This window comes from Fulvivirga sp. AWR4_260 (assembly GCF_056158185.1).
The window spans coordinates 493,042-515,589 of sequence record NZ_JBSWSU010000001.1 but is presented as its reverse complement, the minus strand read 5'-3'; the positions used below and the strand labels follow the sequence as shown (position 1 = coordinate 515,589).

Sequence of the window (22,548 nt, the reverse complement as noted above, 5' to 3'; positions counted from 1 at the left end):
CTAAATTACATCAACCGAAGAAAATGAAAGAGCAACAATTTTCGAGTACTTACACAGGTGAAGAATTCTTTTTGTCTGATCATAAAGTCAATGGAGAAAAAGTGCTTCCGGGAGTGGCTTATCTGGAACTAGCCAGAGTAGCCGGGAAATACATTCTTGGAGATAAAATAACTTCTATTAAAAATATAGCATGGCTTAACCCATTGAGAGTGAACGGTACGCCCCGCAAAATGCAGGTTCGTTTATTTAATGGAGATAATGGTCCATCGTTTGAAGCTTATTCTGATGATGCAGGTAAGATGGTGCATAGTCAGGGTAACCTTTCTACCGATGCGCTGACAACGGTAGCTGATGTAAATATTGCAGCCATAAAGGAAAGGCTTACGCATAACATGCAGGGAGATGACTTTTATGCACTATTTCATGAATTGGGATTGCAGTATGGTAGCGCTTTTCGAGGGATAAAAAATTTATATTATTCTGCTGAGGAATCTTTAGCAGAGATAAGTCTCTCTGGGCAACCGGGGTTTGAGTTGAATCCGGGGTTGTTAGATAGTGCTCTGCAGGCAGGTATAGGAATTAATTTAGGTAATGGTAACAAAGGGCTGGCACTGCCTTTTAGCATTGGGGAGATGCAAGTCCATAAAGAATTGCCCGAAAATGTATGGGCATATGTCACTAAGAGTGCCAGAGGTAAAAGTAATGATAAGTTCAATAGCTATGATATTCAGTTGCTCAACCATAGCGGAGAGGTTATTATTAGTATTATCAATTTTGTAGTATTAACAGTTGGTGCTGCTGCATCAGAGGTGGAGAGCACTTATATATTTCAACCAGTTTGGAATAAAAAAGAAATTGGCACTAGCCAAAATGAACAGCAGAAGTTAGTGATTTTGGCCGGAGGCACAGCAGAGTTGGCAGAGCAGTTGCAAGCTTCTTTGGAGGTGCAGGTTGATGCATTACTTCAAGAGGATGAAGTGGTTTACTTTTCTACTGTTTTAGAGCAAGTAAAGGCATATGGAAAAATGCCCGCAAAAGTAGTGGTGGTCACTTCGCATGATAACTATTTACACTACGGTTTTGTAAGTGGGCTTTTCAAATCAGCCCAGCAAGAAATGCCCAAATTTTCGGGTAAAGTGCTTGCCGTGTCATCTTTGTCAATCACCGAACTTGATGAGCTTTCGGAAATAATAGAAGCAGAACTTCAAGATGATGCCTTGGAGGTGAAATATGATGCACAAGAAAGGTTAGTTAAATCTTTCGATGAAGTGCGTTTGCAAGCTGCTACTAACATGCCAGTTAAGGATGGAGGCGTATATCTGGTAACAGGTGGTGCTGGTGGTTTAGGGCTTATTTTTGCTAATTGGCTGAAGCAAAAAGCTAATGTAAAAGTAGTAGTTACGGGAAGAAGAAACGCTGAAGATGAAGCCATAAAAGCTATAATTGCTAAGCACGGAGTCACCTATTATAGTTGCGATGTAAGTGATAAAACTGCGGTTGATCAACTAATAACTACCATAAAAAAAGAGATAGGAGCTATCAACGGTATTATCCACAGTGCTGGAGTGCTCAGAGATAGTTTAATTCATAAAAAAACGAGTGAGGAGATACATCAGGTTTTTGCCCCTAAAATAGCAGGAGCTAAAAATCTGGATGAGGCAACTAAAAATGAAGCCTTAGACTTTATGGTGTTTTTCTCTTCTATTGCTTCTGCTACAGGTAATGTAGCGCAGTCTGATTATGCTGCTGCTAATACATTTTTAGATAATTATGCTGAAGCAAGAAATGTAGAGGTAGCGAACGGCATTAAGAATGGTCATACATTAAGTATCAATTGGCCACTGTGGCAAGAAGGTGGTATGCATGTAGATGCTGCTACTGAAGCGTATGTGAAAAATCAGACCGGGTTATCTTCATTACCAACCGAAGCTGGCGTGGCTGCCTTTGAGCAGTTGCTGATAAGTGGCTTAACGCAAGGTGTTGTAGCTTATGGAAATAGTAAAATTCTTTCGCTTTTTGACGAAACTCAAGTTTCATCTAAGAAAGGAACTTCAACAGAAGGCGTTGCCGATGAAGCGCTTTATCAGGCTTCATTAGCATTTATAAGAAAAGTGTTGGCCGAAGAAATTCGCATTTCAGAAGCTAAGCTTAAAACCGATACGCCTTTCGAGAAGTTTGGTATTGATTCTATCCTGATTATGAAACTGATTACCAGGTTAGAAAAGATTTTTGATGAGGTGCCAAGGACATTGTTTTTTGAATGTCAAACACTGGGCGAGCTTACAGATTATTTTACTGAAGAGCAACCCGATAAACTGAGAGAATTAACAGGTTTAAATCAAAAGGTATCGCCAGTGCAACAAGCACCAGCACCGGTTGTGAATCCTATAAAGGATGCTGTTCCTGCAGAAGAAATTAAAACCGCCCCTGCTAAAAGAACAGTTAATGAAGAAGATATTGCCATCATTGGTTTGGGAGGCAAATACCCGCAGGCCAAAAATCTGTCAGAATTTTGGGAAAACCTGAAATCAGGGAAAGATAGTATCACTGAAATTCCTGCTGATCGATGGGATGTAGAAAGTTTCTTTAGCCCTGAAAAAGGGAAAGCAGGCAAGAGCTATAGCAAGTGGGGCGGATTCCTGTCAGATATTGATAAATTCGATCCATTATTCTTCAATATCTCTCCACGTGAGGCCGAATTGATGGACCCTCAAGAGCGTTTATTTATTCAAACCGTTTGGGAAACTATAGAAGATGCAGGTTATACTCGAAACAGTCTGCAAGGCAGTAAAAAGGATAAGGCAGATTTGGGTGGCCGTGTAGGCGTTTATGCGGGTGTTATGTATGAGGAATACCCCATGTTTGGTGCTGAAGAGCGCATGAAGGGCAATTTCGTTACTCCTGGTTCAAGTATTGCCAGTATTGCTAACCGTGTTTCCTATTTCTTCAATTTCCATGGGCCTAGCATGGCATTGGATACCATGTGTTCTTCATCCCTTACCGCTATCCACTTGGCCTGTGAAGCTATACACAATGGTCATTGTGAGGTCGCTATTGCCGGTGGGGTTAATCTTAGCGTTCATCCCAATAAATACCTCATGCTTAGCCAAGGAAGATTTGTTTCCGCAGCAGGAAAATGTGAGAGTTTTGGCGAAGGAGGAGAAGGTTATGTGCCAGGTGAAGGTGTAGGAGCGGTGCTGCTCAAGCCTTTAAGTCAGGCGGAGGCCGATGGAGACCAAATATATGGTGTGATAAAAGCTACAGCCCTAAATCACGGTGGTAAAACTAACGGTTATACGGTGCCTAATCCTAAAGCGCAGACTTCTGTGATTAAAGCCGCCATTGACAAAGCAGGTATAGATGCTGAAAAAATCAGCTATATAGAAGCACATGGAACAGGTACTAGCTTGGGTGATCCTATAGAAATCACTGGGCTAACTAAGGCTTTCGGCACCGACAAAAAGCAATTTTGCAAAATCGGGTCGGTTAAATCTAACATAGGTCATTGTGAGTCTGCAGCTGGTATTTCTGGAGTTACTAAAGTATTGCTTCAGTTAAAGCATCAGCAATTGGTGCCTTCTTTACATTCGGCCACATTAAACCCGAATATTAAATTTGAAAAGTCTCCGTTTGTTGTTCAGCAAACATTAGAAACGTGGGACACCGAAAATAACGAACCTAGAATTGCAGGTATCAGCGGTTTTGGCGCAGGAGGTAGCAATGCACACATTCTGATTCAGGAATATGTAAAGACTCCGTCTCCTGCTTATTCGCATGATGGTGATGCTATTATACTGCTATCTGCTCAGAATAAAGAAAGACTTCAAGAGCAGGTAAAAAACTTGAAGGTGTTTGTTGACAATACACCAGACCTGAATCTTTTTGATATTGCTTATACACTGCAAGTGGGAAGAGAGGCAATGGATGAGCGTTTAGCATTTGTAGCAGAAAGTAAGGAAGATTTGGTAAGTAAGCTCGAAGCTTATCTTACAGGAAATACGGAAGATGTTTATGTGGGAAATGCTTTTAATGAGCAGTCTGATTTCACCTTAAAAGGTGGAGCAGGGCGCGCCTATATCAACTATGCCATAGAAAATAAGGAGGGAGAATCTTTAATTCAGCTTTGGGTAAAAGGTGTAGATATTGATTGGAGCCTACTGTATACCACAGGAAAACCTCAAAAAATTAGTTTACCTACTTATCCTTTTGCTCAGGAAAGTTACTGGGTGCCTATTGCTGAAGGCAGTGTGGCCAATGGTGTGGCCAAGCTACATCCTTTGGTGCATGTTAATAGCTCCAGCATGCAAGAACAGCAATTTACCAGCACTTTCAATGGTCAGGAGGTTTTCTTAGAAGATCATCAGGTGCAAGGCGTGAAAATGTTGCCAGGAGCAGCCTACGCAGAAATGGCGCGTGCGGCAGCAGCACTGTCATTGCAAGAGCATGTGACTACCATCTCAGATCTTGAATTTATTAATCCGTTAAAGGTCGATGGTGAGCAAAAACTACACATCAGCCTTTTTGAAGATGAAGGTATTGCGTTTGATATTTATACGATACATGGTGGTGAAGAAGTATTGCATAGCCAAGGTAAAGTAGGAACGCAAATCATACAGTCCCCTCAAAAAAGAGATGTGGACAGATTAGTGTCTAGCTTTTCATCTTCTATTTCAGGTGATGAGTGTTACCAAAAATTTGCGCAAGCTGGTCTAAACTATGGCAGCACTTTTAAAGGTATTCAGGAATTATATTATAATACCGAAGAAGCTTTTGCCGCTATTGAATTAGAAAAGGATGCTGCCTATGAGCTCAATCCCGGTATTTTAGATGCTGCTATTCAGGCAAGTGTAGGTATTGGTTTAGCCAATGGCCAACAGCAATTGGCGCTGCCATTTTCTATTGAGCAATTGCAAATATTTGCTCCGCTGTCAGGCAAAGTGTTCAGTTATGTAAGAAAGAGTAGTGCCCCTAAGACTGATGCCTTCAATAGCTACGACATAGAAATATTGAATGAGCAAGGTGAAGTACTAGTACTGTTGAACAATTTCATGGTTGTGCCGGCAGATAACTTCACTACTTCTGTTCCTGAAGTTGCTACGCATTATTATACTGAAAAGTGGGTAGCCCAATCAGCCAATCCATCACAGCAAAGTGCTGAACCTGCTGTAATTCTTGCCGGAGGCTCGGCAGAGTTGGCAGAACAGCTCAGTGAAAAAATCGGTACTGAAGTAACATTCATTAGAAAAGATACCGAAGCAGATTATTTTATATCCTTATTCAATGAGGTAAAACAAAAAATTGAAGCTAAAAAGGCTGCAAATTTTGTAGTCCTTTGTAGTAATGAAGAATATCTAGACCATGGATTTATTTCCGGGCTTCTTAAATCGGCCAATCAGGAAAGTCCGAAGATCACAGGTAAAATAGTAGGAATTGAGCGTTTGTCGGTAAATAAGGTAGAGGAGATTTCCCGTTTGCTACAAACTGAATTACTTACTGCAGATAAAGAAGTGCGATATACTGCTGAAGGTAGAGAAGTAAAATCTTTCAGCCCAATGACGGCCTCTTCAAACCATCCAATTGTTAACAATGGCGTTTACTTAATAACTGGAGGCTTGGGAGGCCTGGGGCTAATCTTTGCAAAATACCTCAGCGAAAATTATAAAGCCACTACTATCCTTACAGGGAGAAGTGCTTTAAATAAGGATAAAAAAGAGCAATTATCAGCCATTAATAATGCTCATTATCACATTTGCGATGTAGCTGATCAAGCTGATGTACAACGCCTAGTAAATGAAGTAACACAGCAATTCGGGCATATCAATGGAATTATCCATAGTGCGGGTGTTATCAAAGACAACCTGATTTCTAAAAAATCTAATGAAGAAATAACGCAGGTTTTGGCTCCTAAAGTTAGCGGAGTGAAGCATCTGGATAAAGCTACTAAAGATCTAGACCTTGATTTTGTCGCTTACTTCTCGTCATTAGCAGGTGTTTCTGGCAATATTGGTCAGGCGGATTATGCTTCTGGAAATGCATATATGGATATGTTTGCTGCCCATAGAAATAACTTGGTGCAGGCAGGAAAACGCAGTGGCGTTACGGTTAGTATCAACTGGCCACTATGGCGAGAGGGAGGCATGCAGGTAGAAGTAGAAAGTGAGCAAATGATGCAAAAGCTTTTTGGCTTGGTGCCTATGCCTGAGCATGAAGGTGTTAAAGCCTTTGAAGCTTCATTAAATGCTGGCAGTAATCAAGTAGTAGTAGCTTATGGAACTGAAAAAGTGGCTTCACTTTTTGAAGCAGAAGAAGCCGAGGCGAAGCATACGGCTGTTGCGACTGAAGTAAATGTTAGTAACGATTTAAAAGAAGCTGCTACTAAATACTTAAAAGCTTTAGTAGCGGATGAACTTAAGATTGCTGAAAATAAAATAGAGCCTAAAGCGCCTTTTGAGAAGTATGGCATTGATTCAGTTTCTATTATGAAGCTGAGTAGCAGGCTAGAGGAGGCGTTTTATAAAATACCAAGAACCTTATTTTTTGAATATCAGACTTTAGCGGAGCTAACGGATTATTTCCTCGCTGAGCATACTGCTCGTTTAGAGGAGTTAACAAATGCAGGCAAGGCTGAGGTGAGAAAAGTAGAAGAGGTGCAGGTGGCTGTACCGGCAAAAAGTGAAAGGAGAAGAAGGTCAAGAAATACTGCCTCTGCTTCGGCTAAAATTTCGGGTTCTAACATACAGTTTGAAGATATTGCCATTGTAGGTGTTAGTGGCCGATACCCTGGCGCTAAAAACCTGAACGAGTTTTGGGAAAACCTCAAAAACGGAAAAGATAGCATTGTAGAAATTCCTAAAGACAGATGGGGCGTAGAAGAATTTTATAGCCCGGAAAAAGGTAAGGAAGGTAAGAGTTATAGCAAATGGGGAGGTTTCTTATCAGATATTGATAAGTTCGATCCTTTGTTTTTCAATATTTCTCCCCGTGAGGCGGAGTTGATGGATCCTCAGGAGCGCTTATTCTTACAGTCAGTATGGGAAACTATAGAGGATGCCGGTTATACCAGAGCAGACTTACAAGGAGACAGAGAAGTAGGTGTACTTGGCGGGAAAGTGGGCATTTATGCAGGGGTGATGTACGAAGAGTATCAGCTCTTTGGTGCAGAAGAAACCATGAAAGGGAATTATGTAAACCCTGCAGGTATATCTAGTAGCATTGCCAACAGAGCTTCTTATTTCTTTAACTTCCACGGGCCTAGCATGGCGGTGGATACCATGTGTTCGTCTTCTTTAACAGCCATACATTTAGCATGTAAAGATATACACTTGGGTGAGGCTGATGCTGCTATTGCCGGAGGTGTAAATATCAGCGTGCATCCTAATAAATATGTAATGCTAAGCCAGGGAAGGTTCGTTTCTGCTGCTGGCCGATGTGAAAGTTTTGGTGAAGGTGGCGAAGGTTATGTGCCTGGTGAAGGTGTGGGTACGGTTATGCTCAAAAGGCTCAGCCAAGCAGAGGCCGATGGAGACAGAATATATGGCGTTATTAAAGGTTCTGCATTAAACCATGGAGGAAAAACCAATGGTTACACAGTGCCTAACCCTAAAGCGCAGGCTGAAGTAATTAAAACAGCCATAGAAAAATCTGGCGTAGCAGTAGAAGATATCAGTTACATAGAAGCGCATGGAACAGGCACTAGCTTGGGCGATCCTATTGAAATAGCAGGGTTAAACAAGGCTTTTGCTACAGGTAAAAAACAATTCTGTAAAATAGGTTCTGTAAAATCTAATATTGGTCATTGTGAATCTGCGGCAGCAGTATCAGGTATCACCAAAGTGCTTTTACAGATGCAGCACAAACAGTTGGTGCCATCGCTACATTCATCTACGCTTAATCCTCATATAGACTTTGAAGACAGCCCGTTTGTAGTACAGCAGCAGTTGGAGCCATGGTCACCACAGGCTGGTAAGCCGCGTATTGCTGGGGTGAGTAGTTTTGGTGCTGGTGGTAGTAATGCACATATTATCATACAAGAATATGTGCCCAAAAATCAGCAAACTTATCAATCTACAGCGCCTGCTTTAATCACTTTGTCTGCTAAAAATATAGACAGGCTACAGCAGCAAGCGACTAATTTACTGGCCTATCTAGAGACTAATGACGCAGCCAGTTTATATGATGTGGCTTATACTTTACAGGTAGGCCGCGAGCCGATGGAAGAGCGTTTGGCCGTAATTGCTGATGACAAACAAAAACTTATTTCTCAATTAAATGCCTATCTAAACGGTGAGAATGAAGGTCTGTTTGTGGGCAACGCTTTAAAAGAAAAGTCAGATTTCGATATTGAAAGTAGTGCAGGCATTGCGTTTATTGCTGATGCAGTTAAGAATGCAGAATATACAGCACTGGCTAACCTTTGGATAAAAGGTGTCGACATTAATTGGAATATACTTTACAAAGCTAATAAGCCAGCAAAAGTGAGCCTTCCTACTTATCCATTTGCGCAAGATAGGTATTGGATTAATATTCAGGAAGGACAGCTTACTTTTAAAGCAGAGCATAAATTGCATCATTTGCTACACAGCAATGAGTCTGATTTAAATGAGCAGAAGTTCACGAGTTTATATACCGGAAAAGAGAGCTTTTTAGCTGACTATAGGGTACAAGAAGAAAAATTGCTTCCTGGAGCAGCTTATTTGGAGCTTGCTCGTGAGGCTGGAGAAAGAAGTACGCGTAAAAAGATTAATGCTATTCAGGATGTATCGTGGGTGAGTCCAATACATGTAAATGGCAAGCCTAAGAAAGTACATATTAGTCTATTTGGAGAAGGCGATGACGTTGGGTACGAAGTGTATACGGAAGGCAATGAAGAAGAAGAAGTGCACAGCTACGGTAGGTTGAGTAGTCAGCCATTGCCAACACCTACACGTTTGGATATTAACGGCATACAAGCCAGACTTACCCATAGTAAAGGGCGGGAGGCTTGTTATGAGGCTTTTCAGCAGATGGGCTTGAGGTATGGAAGAAGTTTCCAAGGTATTGAAAAGGTATCGTTTAGTAGTACAGAAGCACTTTCCAGAATCAATCTTCCTCACGAAGAAGGGTTTGTTTTAAGCCCTGGTGTAGTAGATTGTGCATTGCAAACATGCATGACTATAGACCTGAATGCTCAGAGAGATGCTGCTTTAGCATTGCCATACAGTGTGGGAGAGGTACGCGTTTATCATGAGTTACCCGCTCAGGTTTGGAGTTACGCTCGTAAAAGTGAAAATGGTCCGGGCTATCATGTTGATTTATTAAATGATAGTGGTGAGGTATTGGTCAGCTTCGAAAATTTTGTAACGCTTCCATTGAGTGATCAGGCTAAGCAGCATATCGTGGCTGGTAGTGTTGCTAAGGCAGCAGATAAAGCCCCTGGTATTTACTATGCTCCATCATGGACTAGGCTAAAGCCTGAAACAACACCGCTAAATAAATCAGGAAAACAATTAATAGTAACTGGAGGTGCAGATAATGCATTCATTCAGCAACTTCAGCAAGTCTTAAGTTCTTCTACAGAGGTTGTAGTAGTAGCGTCAATAGAGCAATTGCCTGAAGGTATTTCAGATGTTTACTTTGTGCAAGGTTTGGCAGAAGATGCTATGCCGGGTGCTAGTGAATTGGCCGTGTTTAATGATTTAAAAGCACTACAAACATTAGACTATCAAAATAAAAATATCACCGTAACTGCGTACACGCTAAAAACTCAGAAGGTAATGCCTACAGATGAGGTAGCTCCTTTGGGAAGTGGGATAGCAGGATTACTCGGTGCTATGGTTCAAGAGCAACCTACATGGAGTATAAATAGAATAGATATTGATGATTTATCAATGAGTGAGGAAGTGGTTAAGAAATTACTTGCTGCGCCATTGTTGAAAGAGGCTCCAATCAGTTTTAGAAATGGATTCTTCTATCAAAGAAAGATGAATCCTGTGTCGCTTAATGAATCATTAGCTACCAAATTTAAGCAAGGCGGAGTTTATGTAATTCTTGGTGGTGCCGGTGGTATTGGAAAAACTACTACTGCCTACTTAATTAAAAATTACAATGCACAGGTATTTTGGTTAGGAAGAAGAGCCGCAGATGAAAATATACAAGCAGCACAAAATGAATTAGCTGCTTTAGGCGTAAAACCAATCTATGTTCAGTGCGATGCCAATAATAAAGAAGCATTAGTTGAAGCATATCAAGTAATTAAGCAGCAGGCAAACGAAATTAATGGACTGATCCACTCAGCTATAGTACTTAACGATATGCAGTTAAGAAATATGGACGAGAAAGAGTTCAAAAAATCTTTTGATCCAAAATCAGTGGCCAGCCATAATTTCATAGACGCATTCATCAATGAACCTTTAGATTTTGTATGCTTCTATTCTTCTGCTCAAGGGATATTAAATGCCCCAGGTCAGTCTAATTATGCTGCAGGTTGTACTTATAAAGACAGCTTTGCTAAAAGCCTGAATTCGCATCATGTTAATGCGCATATTATTAACTGGGGGTATTGGGGCGAAGTCGGTATTGTATCTGCTGATGCATACAGACAGCGTATGGAAGCCGCAGGAATCGGTAGTATTTCTGAAGAAGAAGGAATGAAGGTGTTAGAAACTGTTTTGGCCAATGGTCAAGATCAGGTAATGGCTATAAAACTACAAAAGCAAGCCATTGATGCCATAGCTCCAATAGATATAACTTACGAACTTGAGTGGGCGGCAGAAGTTTCTGCTGTAACACCACAAGAGCCAGCTCATGTGCCATTTGAGTTTAATAAAGAAATAGAAACTACCTTCAAGGCACTTTGTGGTAAAGGCATACTACAGGTGTTATTGAACATGGGGCTGGAAACAAAACAGCAGCCTGGTCAAACTATAGCTGATTTACAAAAAGCATTGGGCATTCAGCCTAAGTTCAGTCGATTGTTCGAAACGTTGATTGACTTACTGGAAGAGCTTTCTTACCTGAAAGTAGAAAACGATCAGATTCACGTACCATCTCAGGTACAACAGGCTATAGCTACTTTTGATATGGAAGCTGAAATGCAACAGCTTTCTGTAGATAGTCCGGTATACAAAGCACACACCGCATTGATGCGCGCTTGTTTAGGTTCATTTGCCGACATATTGGTGGGCAAGGTGCGTGGTACAGATATTATGTTCCCTGGTGGTAGCATGGATTTGGTGAGCGGTATATATAAGAATAACCCTGAATCAGATTACTTCAATGCTTTACTAGGCTCTGTAGTCACTAAAAGTGTAGCGGCAGCGGTACCTCATCTTACATCGGGTAAAAAAGTGAGAATACTGGAAGTTGGAGCAGGTACAGGAGGTACCAGTGAAGGGCTTTTCAGGTTACTTACTGCCTATCAAGATCAGGTAGAATATGTTTATACTGACCTCTCTCAAAGTTTCCTTCAGTATGCAGAAACGAATTATCGTGCCATGGCACCATATTTACAAACTGCCATTTTAGATATTGAAAAATGGCCAGGGCATCAGGGTTTTGAAATGGGAAGTTATGACATCGTGTTGGGAGCCAATGTGGTGCATGCTACAAAAAATATGGCCGTAACGGTCGCCAACCTTAAAGGCCTACTGAAAAAGGATGGTTTGTTAATTATGAATGAAATAGCTCGTACTGAGTTATTTACTACACTTTCTTTCGGTCTTTTAGATGGATGGTGGTTATATGAAGATCGTGAAATCAGGCTCAACGGAAGTCCGGGCTTATCAGCAGAAGGATGGAAGCATGTGATGAGCGAAAAAGGTTTCGTTAAAAATGCTTCATTCCCAGAGGGCGATACATTATCTCAGCAAATTATTGTAGGCTATAGCAATGGCTACATTAAAGCGGAGGTAGAACAGGCGGTACCTGAAAAGGCACCATCGGTGGCTGTGAAGCAGGAGACTAAAAAAGCTTCAGGCGCTAGCGAGGCTTGGTTAGTCAATACGCTTAAAAATTTGGCGGCTGATTTGATAAAACTGCCAAAAGCATCATTCGATGTAGATAAGCAGTTTATGGATTATGGCTTCGACTCCATTATGGGTACCAACCTTGTTCAAAAGGTAAACGAGGAATTGAGTATAGAATTGAAACCTATTGATATTTTCAATTATCCAAACATTACTCAGCTGGCAGCTTATGTGCATGAGACATTTGCCGATCAATTAGATATTCCTGTGGAGTCAGATCCGGTAGAGGAGGTGATAGAAGAGAAAATGGTTACACCAACTCCAGCTCCGGTTACGCGCAGGTCAAGATTTGCAAATAGAAATGTAGCCAATGGTTCACCAAATATAAAAGCCAATACCGATACATTAGATATTGCTATTGTGGGTATGAGCGGACAGTTTGGTGCAGCTGATACACTGGATGAATATTGGAAAATACTAAGCGAAGGAAGAAGCCTTATTGAAGATGTACCGGCTGACCGGTGGAATGATGTTGACCCTAACGATGAAAGAAAGGGACAGCCTAAGCGCAGAAGAGGTAGTTTCCTTAACGATATAGATAAGTTTGATCCATTGTTTTTCAAAATTTCAGGTACTGAGGCTGAAATGATGGATCCACAACAACGTTTGTTCTTGCAGCATTGCTGGAAGGCAGTGGAAGACGCGGCTATTAACCCGAGGTCTTTGCGATCATCTAAATGTGGAGTTTACGTAGGGGTAGGGCCAAGTGATTACGATGTGAGAAACAGCAAAGAGCCATCTGCTATGTGGGGTAACTCTATTGCTATTCTAGCTGCTCGTATTTCTTATTTGCTAGACTTAAAAGGGCCGGCAGTTTCATTAGATACTGCATGTTCAAGCTCATTGGTGGCCATGGACCTAGGCTGTACTAGTTTAATTAAAGGTGATACAGACCTTGTAATAACTGGTGGAGTTAACGTAATGACCACTTCTGGTTTTTATACCTTGGCGGGCCGTGCAGGTATGCTTTCACAAACGGGAGAGTGTTATACATTTGATCATCGTGCAGATGGTTTTGTGCCTGGTGAAGGTGTTGGTGTAGTGGTAATGAAACGTTTGGCTGATGCGGAAAGAGATGGAGACCATATTTATGGTGTTATCAAAGCCAGTCTTACCAATCAGGATGGTACTTCAAATGGTATAACAGCACCTAGCGTTATCTCTCAGAAAGAATTAGAAAAAGAAGTTTATAACAAGTTCAAGATCAACCCAGAAACCATCACTATGGTGGAGGCTCATGGTACTGGTACCAGCTTGGGTGATCCTATTGAATTTGATGCGTTAAATAGCTCTTTTGGAGCATTTACACAGAAAAAGCAGTTCTGTAGTTTGGGTAGTAGTAAGACCAACGTTGGTCATACGCTTGCCGCAGCAGGTATTACGGGTATTATTAAAATTATGCTTGCCTTTAAGCATAAGCAATTGCCTCCATCATTAAACTATGAGGAGAATAATGCTCTTATTGATTTTGAAAATAGCCCATTCAAGATACAAAAAGCGTTGGAAGAATGGCCTGCTGGCAGCACGCCAAGAAGAGCAGCAATCAGCAGTTTTGGATTTAGTGGCACCAATTCGCATATGGTATTGGAAGAATATGTGGCTGTCGAGAAAAATCCATTCAACCAACAAGCTCCTGCCATCATACCGGTTTCGGCTAAAAATGCTGATAGACTTAATGATCAGGTAGAAAAATTAGTGGACTATATTGATGCTAATCCTCAAAGCAATGTTTATGACATCGCTTATACCTTGCAAGTTGGTCGTGAGGCCATGGACGAGCGTTTAGCCATTGTAGCCAGTAATATTAATGAGCTTAAAGCCCAATTAAATTCTTTCATCAGTGGTGATGAAAACCACCTAGTGGGTAACATTAAAAAGGATAGAGCCGACTTATTATTAGAGGGAGGCGCAGGGCAAGCATATATTAATTATGCTATCAATAATAAAGAAAGCAAGGCTTTAGCTCAGCTTTGGGTTAAAGGGGTACAGTTTGACTGGAACTTACTTTATGCCAACCAAAAGCCAGCTAAGATCAGCCTGCCAACTTATGCCTTTGCTAAGCACCGATTCTGGTTGCCAGAAGAGCAGCAGGTGACTAAAACTTCTCATGCTGTAAGTTATCTGCATCCTTTATTGCACACTAATACTTCTAACCTTAATGTACAGAAGTTTACCAGTCACTTTAATGGTGATACGGAGGTGCTAAGAGACCACAAGGTGCAAGGAGAGGTAATTATGCCAGGAACTGGATACCTAGAAATGGCCAGAGCTGCAGGTGAATTATCTTTAGAATCAAAAATTACCTCTATTAAAGAAGGTAGCTGGTTGGCACCATTATCTTTTAATGGAGAGCAAAAAGTAGATATAAGTCTGCATGCTGAAGGTGATGATGTTATTTATAGCATTTATTCTGGTGAAGAAAATGATCAGCTGCACAGCCAAGGTAAGCTAAGCACAGAAGTCTTGACAAAACCGGCATTAATGGATGTAGATAATATCAAATCCAGAATGTCAGGGGAGAAAAATGGAGTGGCTTGTTATGAGTTGTTCCAGTCCATGGGGCTAGACTACGGTAAGAGCTTTAGGGGCATTAAGCATATTTATTTCAATGAAAATGAAGCGCTTTCTAAAATTACCATTGAAGATCAGCATGGATATTTATTACATCCTGGTGCCCTTGATAGTGCACTTCAAACTTGTATAGGCTTAGGTTTTGCGCATAATGCTACCACGCTTTCCTTGCCATTTAGTGTTAAAGAAGTTAATATTTATCAGCCTTTAACTGCTAATTTCTGGGCTTATGTAAGAAACAGCGAAGGTAGTAGAGTAGCTGGCGCACACAATAGTTATGATGTAGACCTTATTGATAATAACGGAATCGTACTGGTTCGCTTTGTAGATTTTGTAGTACTTCCTATTGATGGATTTGCTAAATCTACCAAAAAAGATGATCAGCCAACTACCAACATTTTTGATTATGATTGGACACCGGTAGTAGCTGAAAAAACTATGGCTCAAGCAGATGAGACCACCATCGTTTTGGTGAATGGTGGCCCTGCTTTAGCGGAGCAATTAGAAGATAATCTCGAGCTTACCGTAGAGAGCATTTCACCACAAAGTGAATTAGACTACTTCACCACTGTTCAAGAAAAAGTGAAGGCAGCTGTAGAAGCTAATATTTCTACCCAGATAATGGTGGTATACGACCGTCATGATTATCAAGATTATGGTATGATCAGTGGTTTATTAAAAACTGCAGGTCTTGAAAATCCGAAGGTGGTGGGCAAAACCATTGCAGTAGACAGCCTTAATTTGGGAGTTGTAGATGAGCTTGCAGATATTCTTGAAAATGAATTAGAATCAGAAGGTGCTGAAGTAAGGTACTTGGATGGCGCCCGTCAAGTAAAAGATTTTAAATCACATGCAGGAGTAGAAGATCATGTAACTATTAATGCTAATGGCACTTATATAATAACAGGAGGAGCAGGCGGTTTAGGGCTTATTTTCGCAGACTATGTTAGTGAAAAAGGTGCTAAAGCTGTTTTAGTAGGTCGAAGCGAGCTTACACAGGATAAGAAACGAAAGGTACAGACTATAACAGGAGCAGAGTATATTACTTGTGATATTGCTGATAAAACACAAGTAAGTAAGCTGATAGCAGATACGAAGCAGAAATATGGCCATATAAATGGCATCATACACAGCGCTGGTGTTATTAAAGACAGCTGGATTATCAATAAATCAGAAGCTGAGGTAGAAGCAGTTTTTGCCCCTAAAATAGAAGCAATAAAAGTAATTGATGAAGTTACAAAATTAGAAAATCTTGATTTTATAGCTTTATTCTCCTCTATGGCGGGTGTAATGGGTAATGTTGGTCAATCGGACTACGCATTTGCCAATGCTTACCTAGATAATTTTGCTCGTTATAGAAATGCTTTACAGCAAAACGGAAAGAGATTTGGTAAGACCATTAGCATCAACTGGCCACTATGGAAAGATGGTGGTATGTTCCATGCTAATAGTGAAGCAAATATGGCTAATCAAGCAGAAGTGCTTCCTTTACCAACAACAGAAGGTGTTAGTGCATTTGAGCAATTGCTTCAATCAGGAGCCAGTCAGGCAGTAGTGTTGTATGGCAACATACAACAAAAAAGGAAGGAAAAGCCTAAAGCGAAATCGGTAGATAAAGCTTCTTTAGAAGGTATTGATACAATGAGACTTGAGGAAATGGTTACTGCAACCATTCAGGAGATTGCAGGTGAATTGTTGAAAATTCCTGCCGATTCTATAGATCCGGAAGAAGATTTAAGTGAATATGGCTTTGACTCTATTTCTCTTACCAAGTTTAGTATGCAGCTCAATGACTATTATGAGTTAGATATTAAACCAACTGTTTTCTATAACTACCCTACTGTGGAGGAATTGGCCAATTTCCTTGTAGAAGAATATACAGCAGATGTAGCCGCTAAACATAATTTGGTAGCTAACGAAGCTGAAGAGCAGGAAGAAGAAATAGTTACTGTAGTAACACCTGTAACTAAAACAGTGGCATTGGATGCTACAGCATTAAAAACTAAGTTCCTAAGTAGCGTTCAAAATATTGTGGCGGAGTTATTGAAACTGCCAGTAGATCAGATAGATGTCAATGAAGATTTGGCTGATTATGGAGTGGATTCAATTGGCTTGGCTCAGTTTAGTAGATGCTTGAATGAAGATTATGGCTTAGATATTAAAATGTCAGTGCTGTATAACGAACCTACACTTAATGGGCTAGTTGATTTTATTATAGAGGAGCACGAAGAAGTGCTTCAAACTAAGTTTGCAGAGGCTGTGGAGGTAGACGATACGCCATCACAACCTGTTAATGCTGCACCAAAAGTTTTAAATGCTCGTGGCGGGAGGTTCATTACCAAAGCTGAAGAGCAGAAGTCAGTAGGTAGTAGTGTTCAACCACCGGTTGTTCAAAATGCAGATATTGCCATTATTGCTGCAGATGGAATGTTTCCCGGAGCTAATGATGTAGATGAACTGTGGGAGCAAGTAGCTGCCAATAAGAAATTGGGTAAGTCAAATGACGGAACAGGCATACATCAAATAGATGAAAAAGTGGTGTTTGATTATTTGCCAGAAGGATATAAAATACCCGTAATAAGCAAAGCTTATCAACTGACGTTTGGGGTATTCAACCGAATGTTAACTGATAATAATATCAGTAGAAAAGATCTTTCAGGCAGTAAAACAGGCGTATTCATAGCCATTCCTCCTATTGATGTAGAAGGTGGTGGAAGTGCAGAGTTTAGTTCTGAAAATATGGCTACCATGATAGCCGCTAAAATATCTTACGAGTACAATTTACTGGGCCCTTGCGAAGTTTTAGATGCCGCTTGCACAGGTTCTTTACTCGCACTTCATAAAGCAGTTCAGAGCATTCGATTAGGTGAATGCGATCAAGCCATTGTAGGTGGGGTAAATGTAATTGCGGCTTCTCATTCAGACTTTAATGGGTTGAATGATCTGGGCAAATTGATAAGTGCTGATGGAGAAATGAAGAGCTTCTCTGACAATGCCAGTGGCTTTGTGAGAAGTGAAGGTGTTGGTTTAATGATTATCAAACCATTAGCACATGCAAAAGAAGATAAAAATACCATTCAGGCCGTAATCAAAGGTACCAGCTTTGTACATGGAGGTAAAAATATATCTTGGGATGCACCGAGTAGCAAAGGCATTAAAGAGGTAGTAAAACGTAGCCTGGCAGTGAGTGAAATTGATGCGGCTTCTATCGATTATGTAGAGCTACATGGTATTGCTAACCCTACTGCAGATGCGGTGGAACTCTCAGCGGTAAATGCGGCATTGCAAAAGCTAAGCTCTCAGCCCGACAAAAAATGGCATGTGAGCAGCATCAAACCAACCGTTGGTCATTCTGAGTTGGCTTCGGGTATGGCTTCATTGCTCAAAGTGGTGAAGGCATTTCAAAATGAAACCATTCCTGGCATCCCTGGACTTGATAAAGTAAGTTCAGAAATAGCGCCAGGCCATGCTATGATATTAAAGGCTGAGGTACAGCCATGGCCAGCTGACGCACCTAGAAGAGCGGCAGTCAATAGTTACGCCATTGGTGGTATTAGCGGGCATGTGATTTTAGAAGAATACACCGGTGCTGAGGCGCCTGATAAGAACAATAAGAAGGTAAAAACTACCTTGCCTCAGCAAAACGAGGCGAAAACTTTGGTTAATACTGATGCGAAAGTAGAGGCTGTTTCATTCCAGAAAGTGCTTGATAAGATGGTGCAGCACGTATTCAACATCAAGTTGTCTGATCTTGATTTATCACTGACGGCTGTTGACTATGACTTCGATTCTGTAAAGCTTATACAGTTTGTAAGAGAAATTAATGAAACTCTGGAGCTCGATATCAAAATGGGACAAGTTTTGGTAGCGGATACCCTAGGTGAATTTTTCGAAATAGTGGAACAAGCTTGGGTAATAAACCATGCTTCTAGACCAGCACAGGCTAAGCCAGTGGAGGTTGCAAAGAAGGAAGATGGTAGGTTGTTCCCATTATCTGAAGGGCAAAAAGGACTGTATTTTGTCCAGCAGTTAGAGCCTGAAAATACCAATTATAATGTGCCGGTTTCATTCACTCTCGATTGGAACATGAGTGATGAAAAACTGGCTGAGGCCGTTTATGCTGTAATGGATGAGAACCCTACTCTTAAAGCTCGCTTTGTGAGAGATGTGGAGTCAGGCAACATTTTCCATAAAATATATCATGCTCCTGAAGCTTTGTCTATAGAAAGTGGATGGGTAGAAAATGAAAGTGAAGCAAAGGCAGATTTCTGGAGTTTGCTGAGAAGACCTTTCAATCTTGAAAAAGAAGGTTTAATCAGGTTATTTATTAGACACGATAAAAGTCAGGAGAAAACTTATTTACTGTTTGTAATCCATCATATCATTTTTGATGGAATGTCTACTGGTAAGTTTGCTCAGTCATTATCAGAGAAGTGTTATCAAACGGAGATTATTACCGGTCCCGAAGATTTATCGTACTTCAGTTTTGTAGACTGGGAGCAAGCATTTGTTCAAGGAGATAAAGGTAAAGAGGCGTTTAGCTACTGGAAAGATAAGTTATCGGGTTCGTTACCAGATATTTCATTGCCATGTGATGTTACTGCGCCTAAGGACTCAGCCTCAGTAAAGATTGGCAGAGAAATGATTACACTGTCTGAAACAGAAGTTGATGCACTAAAAAAGGCATGCAAAGCATTAAATGTGAATATGTCAGTATTATTATTAGGGGCATTTAACCTGCTAGTGCACAAGCTCACCGGAGAGGAAGATATATTAGTGGTATCACCAACAGCTGGTAGACCTAAAAAGGAACACGAGCAAACGGTTGGTTATTTCGTAAACATGATTACCACACGTACTTCGTTAAGTGGAGATACAGATCTAAGAACGTTGATGAAAGACATTAAGAAGGATTTCATTTATTCTATAGATCATGCGGCATATCCATTTCCTAAACTGATTTCATCACTGAACCTGAACAAGGCAAGTGGTAGAGAGTCCATCTTTAAAATCTGCTATCTGTACCAAAACATTTTTGCAGAAATGGATCGTAGTCAGGAAGAAGGTAGTGTAGAAATGAACAATGAAATCTATCAGGAGACTGATTATGTATATTCATTAGAAGTTCAGGATTTCAAAAAAGAATTGACCTTAGGTATTAAATACGATGAGGCCCTATTCTTTGATGCTACTATTAAAAAGCATTTGGCTTATTATAAAACTTTACTCAATGGTATTATTGAAGATGCAGAACAACCATTGCAAAAGTACAGAATGCTACCAGAGGCTGAAAGACATCATTTATTAGTGGAGAGAAATCAGTCAGCGGTAGATTATCCTAAGGGGAAAACGATGATCCAGCTTTTTGACGAGCAGGTGAAGCGTACGCCTAATAACTTGGCTGTGGTTTGTGGTGAAAGACGAGTAACCTATAAAGAATTAAATGTATTGGCTAATCAGTTGGCTAATCATTTAAAAAAGGCCAACATTCCTGCACAGGCGCCAGTTTGTATAGTGGCTCATAAAGGCCTAGAGCAGGTGTGGGGTGTACTGGGTATTCTTAAGGCAGGTGGTCATTACATTCCTGTAAAAGGTGGACTTCCTGAAAATAGAATGAATGAGCTGATAGAGCAGACTGAAGCTCCAATAGTATTGGCTCAGCCAGAGTATTTAGATAAGATAGAAAATAAAGAAGGGCTACAGGTCATAACGCTAGAAGAAGAAACTTTTGCTAAAGAGCGCAAAACGCATAAGTCAGTAAAAGTAGAGGAGACGGAATTGGCTTATATCATATTCACTTCAGGCTCTACGGGTAAACCTAAAGGAGTAATGATAGATCATAGAGGTGCTGTAAACACTTTATTTGATATTAATGCACGCTATAATATCACTGAAAAAGATAGGGTATTTGGTATCTCTGACCTCAACTTTGACTTGTCAGTTTATGATATTTTTGGTGCCTTTGCTTGCGGTGCAGCATTGATATTGCCTATGGAAGAAGAAAGGCACAGCCCTGAGTTATGGACCAAATATGTAGAGCAAGAAGGTGTAACGGTTTGGAATTCTGTACCTCAGCTGGTGAATTTATTAGTAAACCATCAGGAAGAAACCAATGAAAATAGAATAGCATCACTTAGAGTTTATATGATGAGTGGTGACTGGATTCCGTTGGACTTACCAAATAGAATAAAAGCACTTAACCCTGCTAGCGAAATTTATAGTATGGGGGGAGCCACAGAGGGTTCTATTTGGTCAATTTATTACCCTATAAAAGAAGTAGATCCAGAATGGAAGAGTATTCCTTATGGTTATCCTCTTGGAAATCAATTTATGTATGTGCTCGATGCCAACAAGGAGCCATGCCCTGTTAATATTCCTGGAGATATCTATATTGGAGGTATTGGTGTAGCTAAAGGTTATCACAAAGACCCAGAAAAAACCAATGCGAGCTTTAGCTATAGTGAAGAGCTACAACAAAGCCTTTACAGAACTGGAGACATGGGATATTCGCACCCAGATGGATATATCGTTTTCCTAGGACGATTAGACGGTCAGGTGAAAATAAATGGTTTCAGAGTAGAATTGGGTGAAATAGAAAGTACGCTTCAAAAGTCACCATCTATTCATAAATGTTTGGTAATGACTACTGAAGATGCTAACCGTAATAAAAGGTTAGTAGCATATGTAGTTCCTAAAGGCACATTTGACAAAGAAGATACTCAGGCTTTCCTCAAGGAATATTTACCTGATTACATGGTGCCTTCATTATTTGTAGAAATAGATGAAATACCACTTTCTGCCAATGGTAAGGTGGATAAAAAGGCGTTGCCAGCTATTAGTGCAGAGGCCTTTGCTAATACCGAATATGTAGCTCCATCTTCAGATACTGAGAAGTTGGTAGCTCAAATTTGGCAAGAACAGCTCAATACCGATCAAGTAGGGGTAAGTGACGATTTCTTTGAACTTGGTGGAGATTCTTTGGCCATGATTAAGATTGTGCACAAGCTTAACCTTGCTTTCGATGTGAGAGAAATTCAGTTGATTGATGTGATGCGAAACCCAACGGTAGAATCATTAAGTCAGCTTATAGATGAGGCAAGTGGAGCTTCACAATCTTCAGAAAACTTATCACAATCAGTTATTGATTTAAGAAAGGGCAATGGAAATGACATAACAGTCGTTTTACCAGGAGCAATGGGAACTACAGAAGGTTATGCCAGTATGGCTGTTCAGCTTCCTGGAGACGGACCTGTTTATGGTTTGCAAATGAAAGGTTTGTATGGAGAGGCCAAGCCTTCTACCACCATACCTGAAATGGCAGAACATAACTTGAAGTTGATACAATCACTTGCGCCACAAGGAAAAGTAAACGTTGTAGGGCATAGCTATGCCGGAGTTGTGGTATATGAAATGCTGAAGCAGATGAATACTACTGATTTCGAGCTGGGTAACGTTATATTGCTAGACTGCTTTACTGATCCGTTCTCTGCATTTAAAGAGCAATCATTAACTGACAAGCAAGCTACTTATTTCCGTGCGTTGCTCAACTTTAGTAAAGCCAATGCCACAAATGAGGAGGTAGAAGCTTATGTAGACGAGATGCGCCAGCAAAGTGAGTTGGTAAGAATCAACTACATGCATAAAGTGCTGGAAATAATACCTCAAGAGGTAGTACAGTCTATGTGGGATGTATTCTATGCATCCACATCTGCCAGTTATGAAATGGCGGAGAAGTTAAATGCCAATATACTCTTTGTAGAAGGAGACAACTCCAACCTAGAAGGTGATGATTGGGGAGATGAAGGTTCTTCTACAGGGTGGCATCAGTACTTTGAAAATATACATGTGATTACAACACCAGCAGATCATTTTGCACTTGTTAATGAACCATATAACAAAGAATGGATAGCAGCGTGCAATGATTTAGAGGTGAAATTATAAACTAAAAACGACCTATTAACCACTATAAATATTA

The 22,548-nt window shown here is 40.5% G+C and carries 1 protein-coding gene; it reads left to right on the top strand.

The genetic code is table 11. The annotated features are described in order from the left end of the window. Window positions 1-23 precede the first annotated feature (23 nt). Window positions 24-22,514 carry an amino acid adenylation domain-containing protein gene (locus ACXACQ_RS02290; protein WP_474974302.1) on the top strand — a complete coding sequence of 7,497 codons (22,491 nt, stop codon included), beginning with the start codon at window positions 24-26 and terminating at the stop codon, window positions 22,512-22,514. The last annotated feature ends 34 nt before the right edge of the window (window positions 22,515-22,548 follow it).

What these genes read in the sequence shown, in the direction of transcription:
- ACXACQ_RS02290 (WP_474974302.1), top strand. Translation starts at nt 24, where the DNA reads ATGAAAGAGCAACAATTTTCGAGTACTTACACAGGTGAAGAATTCTTT.